Annotated in this window: 9 protein-coding genes; all 9 read left to right on the plus strand. The window is 33.0% G+C overall.

Annotation, left to right across the window (positions count from 1 at the left end):
• Positions 1 to 724 (plus strand): alpha/beta hydrolase family protein (locus tag ACTHW2_RS07115; protein WP_442263266.1); only part of this gene is annotated, 724 nt, incomplete at its 5' end.
• 356 nt (positions 725 to 1,080) lie between these two features.
• On the plus strand, positions 1,081 to 1,497 hold the full coding sequence (gene arr, locus ACTHW2_RS07120) for an NAD(+)--rifampin ADP-ribosyltransferase (RefSeq protein ID WP_442263267.1): 417 nt from the start codon (positions 1,081 to 1,083) through the stop codon (positions 1,495 to 1,497).
• Between the two features lie 575 nt (positions 1,498 to 2,072).
• The gene (locus tag ACTHW2_RS07125; RefSeq protein ID WP_442263268.1) at positions 2,073 to 2,693 is read left to right on the plus strand and encodes a TetR/AcrR family transcriptional regulator; all 621 of its coding nucleotides are present in this window, start codon (positions 2,073 to 2,075) and stop codon (positions 2,691 to 2,693) included.
• 15 nt (positions 2,694 to 2,708) lie between these two features.
• Complete coding sequence (locus ACTHW2_RS07130) at positions 2,709 to 3,617, plus strand: ABC transporter ATP-binding protein (protein WP_442263269.1); 909 nt, start codon at positions 2,709 to 2,711, stop codon at positions 3,615 to 3,617.
• Entirely contained in the window at positions 3,604 to 5,199 is a 1,596-nt protein-coding gene (locus tag ACTHW2_RS07135; RefSeq protein WP_442263270.1) for an ABC transporter permease, read from the plus strand. Before ACTHW2_RS07130 ends, ACTHW2_RS07135 begins: the two co-directional genes overlap by 14 nt.
• Before the next feature lie 81 nt (positions 5,200 to 5,280).
• Positions 5,281 to 5,886 carry an ABC transporter ATP-binding protein gene (locus ACTHW2_RS07140; RefSeq protein ID WP_442263274.1) on the plus strand — a complete coding sequence of 202 codons (606 nt, stop codon included), beginning with the start codon at positions 5,281 to 5,283 and terminating at the stop codon, positions 5,884 to 5,886.
• Positions 5,867 to 6,766: an ABC transporter ATP-binding protein gene (locus ACTHW2_RS07145; protein ID WP_442263271.1), complete on the plus strand. Its 900-nt coding sequence runs from the start codon at positions 5,867 to 5,869 to the stop codon at positions 6,764 to 6,766. Before ACTHW2_RS07140 ends, ACTHW2_RS07145 begins: the two co-directional genes overlap by 20 nt.
• A complete protein-coding gene (locus ACTHW2_RS07150; protein WP_442263272.1) occupies positions 6,753 to 7,976 on the plus strand; it encodes an ABC transporter permease in 1,224 nt (407 codons plus the stop codon). The genes ACTHW2_RS07145 and ACTHW2_RS07150 overlap by 14 nt, the downstream gene beginning before the upstream one ends.
• A gap of 522 nt (positions 7,977 to 8,498) precedes the next feature.
• Positions 8,499 to 9,419 (plus strand): Fic family protein, encoded by a 921-nt coding sequence (locus ACTHW2_RS07155; RefSeq protein ID WP_442263273.1) that lies wholly within the window; start codon positions 8,499 to 8,501, stop codon positions 9,417 to 9,419.
• The last annotated feature ends 93 nt before the right edge of the window (positions 9,420 to 9,512 follow it).

Below are 9,512 nucleotides of genomic sequence, written 5' to 3' on the forward strand. Positions count from 1 at the left end.
TAAAAAATTTCCTACAGTTATTTTGTGTCATGGAACGGGGTCTAGTAAAAATGAAGCCGGAAATCTATTTGTGAGATTAGCAGAATCTCTTAGAGAACGAGGAATTGCATCTATACGATTTGATTTTGCAGGTTGCGGAGAAAGTCTTGCAAAGAAACAGGATTTAACTTTTTACGGGGAAGTTGATGATGTTGAAAAAGTTTATGCTTATATTCGTAAGAGTGAAAAAGTTGATTCCTGTAGAATAGCTATTTTAGGATTTAGTCAAGGTGCTCGGGTAATGGCAGAGTTTTTAGGAAAATATCCAGAAAGAATAAATGCTGCAATTAGCTGGTCAGGAGCATGTCATAATGGAGAAGGAGTCTTTTCCGGATGGTTTCAAGAATACTATGAAGAAGCAGAAAAAAATGGATATGTGAAGATACCTATGACATGGCGTGATGATTTGATATTGTCTAAGAAATGGTTTGATGATATTAGGGGCTCTTCTCCCATGGAAAGCCTATCTAAATATAAAGGAGCAATATTAGCCGTATCTGGTACTGAGGATGCTCTAGTTCCATACATCCATGCCAAAGAAATTGTTGGCATATGCAGAGGAAAAGTTCGTGAGTCTAAAATTATTGAACATGCAGATCATACTTTTAATGTTTTTGAGGAGAATCAATCAATTGCAGATAAGGTTGTGAAAGATACGACAGATTGGATTGCTATTAATATTTAAGATATAAAGTTTTTTGCGATATCATTGGGGTTGTTTTAGATAATTTTTATAACTTTTAATTTATATATAGCGATATCGTGGTAGGATTATGTGAAATAAAACACTAATAGAATTTCAAAATAGGAGATGGAGAGTTATGGTGTTTCAGAAATTGTTTTCATGATATTCCATAAGAACTCCAATGATCATCGATTTCAATAGCTAATTAAGACGTAAGGAATAGGTAATTATCGTTCGACAACACATTCTCTACTTACATTATATTATTATTCATATATTATTTATAGACTACCCTTTTTATAATTTCTACACTATAATGTTATACATAAATCTAAAAATACAAGGGGTGAATCAGTATGAATAGCAAAAATGATGTCTTAGATAATGGCCCTTTCTTTCATGGCACTAAAGCAGATCTAAAAATTGGGGATTTATTAAAACCACAACACTTATCAAATTACCAGGATAAAAAATCCAATTATATATATTTCACTGCAACATTAGATACCGCTAAATGGGGTGCTGAATTAGCAGGATCTAAATTAAAGGAAAGAATTTACATTGTAGAGCCATTAGGTGATTTTGAAAATGATCCAAATTTAACTGATAAAAGATTTCATGGTAACCCTACACGTTCTTATAGGTCTAAATCTCCTTTGAAAATAATAGCTGAATTAGGTTCATGGGAAAGACATTCTGATAAAGAAATAAATCATATGCTGACATCTTTAAAAAGGTTACAGGAAGAAGGAAAAAATATAATTTACGATTAATCCTGATAGATATTTTCAACTGAATATAATTGTTAAAATAATCCACACTCAAATTGTATATTCTTTATATTTTGTTCATCCAGTGCATCAATGGAATTATTAAATTGGATAATAAATTATAGTTAAGTTCATAAATAAATTGTTCCACTAGGAGTGCAGTAGGTCTGTATGACATTGATTCTATTTTTACAATCCATGTTGAGACAGTCTGCATGCTGGAGAAAAAAATAAAACAACCCTCAAAAATAGTGCATTAGTGGTATTTTGATGGGTTGTTTTATTTTCAAGATTACTGATATTTAACGAATTTTGCAACATCTCATTCAAGTATGGAATAGAGATGGAATGGGAAGGTGAATAAATTTATTCAGTACAATATTAATGGTTGTAAGACCTTGAAGTAAAGTTATGAGGAAGCATTATGGGATATTTAATAATTTCTAATGGATTGTAATAGTTAGCTATCAATAAAAAAGATGAGAAAACTTTGCAAAAAACTATTGACCTGATAGGTAAATCGATATATAATTGAATTGACCTAACAGGTAAATAGATTTATAGTGGAGGTGATTAAAATGTTTTCAAAGTTCTTGTCGTTAGAATCTGAAAGACGTAATGCTCTTTTGAATTCTGCATTAAGGGAATTTGCAAAAAAAGGGTTTAGCGATGCCTCAACAAATGTTATCGCAAGGGAATCAGGAATTTCAAAGCCCTTGATGTTTCACTACGTAAATAATAAGAAGGACTTTTTTCTATTCTTGTATGACTACTGCCTTGATATTCTACAAAAAGAGTATTTTGATAAAGTTAACCTGGCGGAAATAGATTTATTTGAACGGCTACGTCAGACTTCACTACTTAAAATCAAAGTTATGCAAAAATATCCTTGGATTTTTGATTTTATCAAAATGGCAGTTTGTGATGAATCGGAAATAATGACTGAACTACTAGAGAGACGGGAAAAGGTAGAAGCTAATAGTCTAGAAAAATTCTACAGTGATATTGATGTATCACGATTTAAGGACAATTTAGATATTAAAAAAGCTAAACAATTAATTTTTTGGGCTGTTGGAGGGTATGCAGAACAAGTATTAAACAGAGTTAAAAATTTAAATTTGGAAAGTATTAATTTAAAGGACATACAAAATGAGTTTGACGAATATTTGAATGAGCTACGAAAAGCATACTATAAATGATTGGAGGGCGTTATGATGAATATGATTGAAATAAAAGGACTTACTAAATCTTATGGAAAACATCAGGCTTTGCGTGGGGTTGATTTAACTGTGAAACAAGGAGAGGTCTATGGGTTTAGCGGACCTAATGGATCAGGAAAATCAACAACCATCCGTATCCTTTTGGGAATGCTTCGTAAAAATGGGGGAGAAGTAAAGCTATTAGGTGGCGACCCTTGGCAGGATGCTGTTGACCTTCATAAGAGGCTTGCCTATGTGCCCGGAGATGTGACATTATGGCCCAACTTAACCGGAGGTGAAGTAATTGATTTCTTAGGTCGTTTGCATGGTCAGATCAATCCTTCTCGTCGCAGGGAACTAGTGGATATGTTTCAGCTTGACACAAAGAAAAAATGCCGTAGCTATTCTAAAGGAAATCGTCAGAAGGTGGCACTGATTTCAGCATTTGCTTCTGATTCGGAGTTGCTGATTTTAGACGAACCTACTAGTGGACTTGATCCATTAATGGAGCAGATTTTCCAGGGATATATCTTAGAATTAAAGAAACAGGGAAAAACTGTTTTTCTATCTAGTCATATTCTTGCTGAGGTAGAAGCACTTTGTGATCGTGTTGGAATAATTCGACAGGGGAAAATAGTTGAATATGGTACCCTTGAAGAACTTAGGCATTTAACGCGAACAACTATAACTGTAGAGCTTTCCAAACCTATAAACTTAAATCAATTGCAAGGGGTTTATGATACAGTACAAAAGGAACAGAAGTGGCGTTTTTCGGTGGATGCTAGTTCTATAGAGACAGTGATGAGTAAGCTTGCTCCGATGGGGATTATCTCTCTAACAGCGGAACCGCCTACTCTAGAAGAATTATTCATGCGTCATTACGGTGAAGATATTCGGGAGGGGATTAAAGATGAAACAAAGTAAGTTTATTGGTACAACTAAGTTACTTAAGTTTTATCTTAGACGAGATAGAATTATTCTACCTATATGGATATTGCTATCCTTGATGGTAGTAATCAGTCAGGTATCTTTTGTGAAAGGAATGGCAGACTGGCAGATATTTATCATTGAATTATCTGAAAGTCCTCTTACATCTGCTTTGCTTGGACCTGTTGTTCCTTTAAGTATGGAAGGAGCAATCTTATGGAGGGGTCTGCTGCAGGCTTCCATAATAGTTATGTTTGGAGCTGCCTTTACTATGATTAGACATACTCGTACGGAAGAAATATCTGGAAGAAGTGAATTGATTCTTGGAAAACCAGTAGGAAGATACTCTAATCTATCTGCATCCTTTATTCTTTCTTGTGGAGGAAGTGTTCTATCGGGTCTATTGATTGCTGTATATTTTATAGGAATTGGCTTTGCATGGAGTGGTTCCTTGCTAGCAGGACTTACTCTTGCTACTTCCGGATGTATCTTTGCTGGGATTGGTGGATTATTTGCACAGATTTTTACATACAGTGGCAGTGCAAGAGGAGCTGTATTTGGTATATATGGATTATCTATGGTAACTATGGTTATAAATAATATGGGAGGTGGAAATACAGGTTGGGTATGGTTTGCACCTGAATCATGGTTCCGTGTAACACTCCCATTTGCAGGAAATCATGTTTGGCCATTATTAGTTTTTGTCCTGCTTTCTGCTCTATTGATGATGCTTTCTTATATGTTGCTTGGGCACCGTGATATGGGGGGCGGCCTAATCCCTCAAAAAGAGGGACCGACTACTGCATCTACCAATCTTAATTCTCCAATGGCCTTTGCCTGGCGCCAGCATAGAGGGAGAATTTTGATTTGGGCAATTGGTATGGCTTATCTTGGAGGGGTTATGGGTGTGGGTACACCCAATATATCCGAAGCTATGAGTTCCACTTTTAGCCAGATGGATACTTCTTGGGCGGCGGCTATAGTAAATCTAGGAAATCAGGAAGGTTTCATGGCCATTTTAATTTACATCCTGGGACTGATGGCAGGTTTATCAGTCTTTGCTATCACAATGGTACAGAGCCTGTGGAAAGAAGAAAAAGATCATTCCGAGATGGTATTATCAAGACCCGTAAGTCGATTTGAATGGATGGGAAGCTATTTGACGGTAGCTTTCGCAGGTAGTGCTTTAATACTACTTATTCTTGGTCTGGCTTCTGGATTAGGATGGAGTATTGCCTCGAAGGAGTTCAACCATTTTTATCCTGTGTTAATCATGAGCATTTCAAAAATTCCTTCCGTATGGGCAATTATAGGTATTTCCACCTTGTTATATGGGTGGTTTCCACGTATTGGCGCTATTCTTAATTGGATTATATTAGGTGTGTTTATTTTCATCGAGATGCTTTGGGAGGCTGGAATCGTAGGATGGTCTGCACTGAAATGGACACCTTTCGCTTATGCCCATTATAGTATTCCAATCCATGAGCTTTCAATTGTCCCATTGATTGTGTTAATAGTTGTTGCTACTGTGCTTACATGGTTAGGGTTCATTGGATTTAGGCGTAGAAGTATTGGTTAAAAATATTTCTTAATAATTGAAGAATTTTAAGTCCTTGCACAAAAGTAATTATTAGGTAATAAAAATTTTAAATTAAATGATATTACTTTTAATGTTCCTAAAGGTAGAATTGTAGGGTTTATAGGAGAAAATGGAGCTGGTAAGTCAACTACTATCAATGCTGTATTAAATTTAATTGAAAAAGATTCTGGTCATATAAAAATTTTCGGTATGAATTACGATGAAAATTTAAATATTATTAAAGAAAACATTGGTATAGTATTTGATGATTTCAATTTTCATGGAATTTTGAATGTTAAAGAGTTAGATCAAGTTTTTAAACGAATCTATAAAAAATGGGACGCAAGTCTCTATGATGATTATATTAATTATTTTGATTTACCTAAAAGTCAAAATATAGGAACATTCTCAAAAGGAATGAAAATGAAGCTATCAGTTATTATTGCTTTAGCTAAAAGACCCAAGCTTCTTATTATGGATGAAGCAACTACTGGACTTGATGTGGGTGCAAGAAAAGATATTTTAGATTTATTGTTAGAGTTTATACAAGATGAAGAACATACAGTGTTCTTTTCATCTCATATTACAAATGATTTAGAAAAAATAGCAGATAGGTTAAATATAAAGTCAATAGATGATATAAATTATGAGAAAAGGAGAACAGAAAATGAATTTAAAAATAAATAATTTGAACAAGTCTTTCAATGATAAACATGTTTTGAAGGATATTAATTTAAATGTTAGATCTGGACAAATATTTGGTTATTTAGGACGAAATGGTGCTGGTAAGAGTACTTCCTTTAGAATTATAATGGATGTTTTCGAAGGAGATAGTGGCACTATAACAATTGATGATAAGGAATTTAAAACTAGAGACTATAAAATAGGTTATCTTCCAGAGGAAAGGGGAATGTATTCTAAGTTTACAGCTAAAGAACAGTTGATTTACTTTGCGCAACTAAAAGGAGCCAGCAAGGCAGATGCTATTAAATCTATGAATATGTGGTGTAAAGAGTTTGGGATAGAAGAATATTTGGACCAGAAACTAGAAACCTTGTCCAAGGGAAACCAGCAAAAAGTTCAAATAACCCAAGCTTTTATCAACGAGCCTGATATTCTAATCCTTGATGAACCTTTTTCAGGACTTGATCCAGTTAACTCTAAAATATTTCAAGATGCACTAACAAACTATATAAGTGAAGAAAGAATAATCATCTTCTCATCTCATCAAATGAGTTATATTGAGTCTTTTTGCGATGATATTGCATTGATTGATAAAGGTGAAATAATTTTAGATGGAAATTTAAATGAAATCAAGCAGTCAATGGGAGAAGGTAAGCTTCGTTTAAGATTTGAAGATATGTCCAATTTGAATTTTTTAGACAACTACGAGTATAGAATTGAAAAGGAATATATCATTTTAAGTTTAAACCTGAGTGAAACAAAAGAAGAGTTTATCCAAAGTTTGTTTAGAAAAAATATTAAAGTTTTAATGTTTATGGATTACTTGCCAAGTCTTGAAGAAATATTTATAGAGAAAGCAGGTGCTCACGATGAAGCAAATTAAAAATGTATTTAATTTTGAACTAAAAGGTATGTTAAAAAGTAAAAGTATGATAGTTACTTCTCTTATTATGTGTATAATTGTACTTATAATTACAAGCGTACCAACCTTTATGACTTGGTTTGGGAGCGACGAGCCTGAAACAAGTCTTGAAGAGGAAAGAGTTGAAATGATTGAGGAATTTAATCTTGTTTATGATAATGAAGAACTAGAAAACGCGTTGACTCCGGTTCTGGGTAAATCAGATTATTCAAATCAGGATGAATTAAAGAAAGCAGTTTCAAGCGAAGAAGTAAAGTCTGGATATGTAATTCACGATTTTAATAACTATACTTATGTTTCTTTCGATCAAATTATGGACTATTCAGAGCAGTCAATGTTTGAAGATATATTTAGCAGTGTAAACGAAAAAAGATTGCTAGAAGATGCAGGTATAGACAGTGATAAAGTTTATGAAATTATAGAGCAGCCTATAGAATCTGATAATATAATTCTAGGTAAGGATGCTGGTTCTGGAACTATTATAGCTTTTGTTGTTATATTTACTATATATATGCTCATTCTTTTATATGGAACCAATGTTGCAACTTCTGTAGCACGGGAGAAAGATTCAAGAACCATGGAGCTCTTAATTACCTCTACTAAGCCTAAAACTCTTATACTAGGTAAGGTTGCTGCCGCGGGAACAATGGGTATCTTACAAATCTCAGCCTTGCTTTTAGTAGCAGCTATTGGATTCTTTATCAATAGAGTTAACTATCCCGACTTTATTTTAGATATGATTAAGGCTTCTATGAGCCTAGATACTTTATTTATTTATATTCTATTTTCTGTACTAGGATATATCTTATATCTATTTATCTATGCTTCTTTGGGAAGTTTAGTTTCAAAAGTAGAAGATGTAAGTTCAGCTGTAGCGCCTATTACTTTTCTTTTTGTATTGGCCTACTTAGCAGCTACCCTTGCAATGCAGATGCCAGATAATTCGATTATTAAGATAACATCTTTTATACCTTTTGTTTCCTTATTTACAATGCCAATCCGCTATATGCTAACAAGTGTACCACTAGTTTCAGTTATAGCCTCTAGTGCAATAATGATTGTAACAGTAGTACTTTTAGCATCTTTGTCAATCTATATTTATCGTTTTGGATCATTGAACTATGGTAATAAAATCAAATTGAAAGAAATTATTAAATCATTTAGATCATAAATAGATAATTATATTAAAGAAGAAATTGCATAAATTAAAAAGTAACTGTGTTTGTCAAAATAGCAATTATGACAAGTTAATAGAAATTGATGGAGCTATTGATATCACTAGAAGATAGTATGCTTAAAATTTTATGACTTTCAATTTTATTTATCTGAGCTTGTCTCAACGAGCTATAAAGTATAATTAAGTAAAACTAAAAAAATAAATAAAAAATAAAATTATATATTAAAACAAAGCACTAAGACATAAAAAAATCTTGGTGCTTTTTTCTTATGTAAAACTAAATATAGAAATATCATATGGCGAAATTTTAGGTTGGTCAATAGACCAAATAAACTTCGCCATTTTTTTATGTCTAAAACCAGAAAGAAAGGATTGAGAAAAATGTCAAAACTATTTATGTATGGTACATCCTTTGATGAAATAGTTAGCTCGGAACTATAGGAGGTAGAAAAATCCAAATAACTTGCTATTATTCCGATAATGTGATATTTTATATTTATAAGGAAGGTGAGATATTTGAAGCATATAACGGTTAAACAAGCAGCTAAACTATGGGAGATAAGTGATAGGCGTGTACGTGTCTTGTGCTCTGAAGGTAAGATTCCTGGGACAATAAAAGATGGTCGTGCCTATAAGATTCCAATAGATGCAATAAAACCAGTAGATGAAAGAACACTAAGAGGGATAGAAATACCTGCTCAATATGAAGATTTATTTAAGCGTATTGATGCAAAAAAATCGGAGTTAGAAAAAAGAAGACCATTAACTCAAGGAGAATTAGAAAGATTAAGGGAAGAATTTTTACTTGAATTTACTTACAATTCAAATGCTATAGAGGGTAGTACCTTAACACTTCAAGAAACAGCTATGGTATTAGAAGGTATAACTATTGATAAAAAGCCTTTAAAAGAACATTTAGAAGCTGTAGGGCACAAAGATGCCTTTGAATATGTTAAGGAACTAGTTTCTGAAAATGTAAATTTATCAGAAAAGGTCATAAAGGATATCCATTCATTAGTACTTATGGATAGACCACAGGATAGAGGGGTTTATAGGAAAATACCAGTTAGAATATTAGGTGCAAAAGTTGAGCCACCACAGCCATATATAGTTGGTATTAAAATGGAGGAACTGATGCGAAATTATAGCAATGAGGATAATAAGTTACATGATATAGAGAAAGTTGCTAGATTTCATTTAAACTTTGAAGGAATACATCCTTTTATAGATGGAAACGGAAGAACTGGAAGATTAATATTAAACCTAGAATTAATGAAAAATGGATACCCACCCATTAGTGTGAAATTTGGGGATAGAAAAAATTACTATGATTGTTTCTATGAATACACAGAAAAAGCTGATTCAAGCAAAATGATTTTAATGGTATCTGAATATATAGAGAAAGAACTAGATAGGTATCTTTTAATATTGGAATAAATCAATCGGTATTTGTTGTATTTGTCAAGAAATATATCCTTCCACCAAGGGGATAATATCAACCTACGACATCTTTATTGACCTCTCAAGGCA

The sequence above is a fragment of the Tissierella sp. genome (genome assembly GCF_052089545.1).
Classification (GTDB): domain Bacteria; phylum Bacillota; class Clostridia; order Tissierellales; family Tissierellaceae; genus Tissierella_A.

What these genes read in the sequence shown, in the direction of transcription:
- arr (WP_442263267.1), top strand. Translation starts at nt 1,081, where the DNA reads ATGAATAGCAAAAATGATGTCTTAGATAATGGCCCTTTCTTTCATGGC.
- ACTHW2_RS07125 (WP_442263268.1), top strand. Translation starts at nt 2,073, where the DNA reads ATGTTTTCAAAGTTCTTGTCGTTAGAATCTGAAAGACGTAATGCTCTT.
- ACTHW2_RS07130 (WP_442263269.1), top strand. Translation starts at nt 2,709, where the DNA reads ATGAATATGATTGAAATAAAAGGACTTACTAAATCTTATGGAAAACAT.
- ACTHW2_RS07135 (WP_442263270.1), top strand. Translation starts at nt 3,604, where the DNA reads ATGAAACAAAGTAAGTTTATTGGTACAACTAAGTTACTTAAGTTTTAT.
- ACTHW2_RS07145 (WP_442263271.1), top strand. Translation starts at nt 5,867, where the DNA reads ATGAATTTAAAAATAAATAATTTGAACAAGTCTTTCAATGATAAACAT.
- ACTHW2_RS07150 (WP_442263272.1), top strand. Translation starts at nt 6,753, where the DNA reads ATGAAGCAAATTAAAAATGTATTTAATTTTGAACTAAAAGGTATGTTA.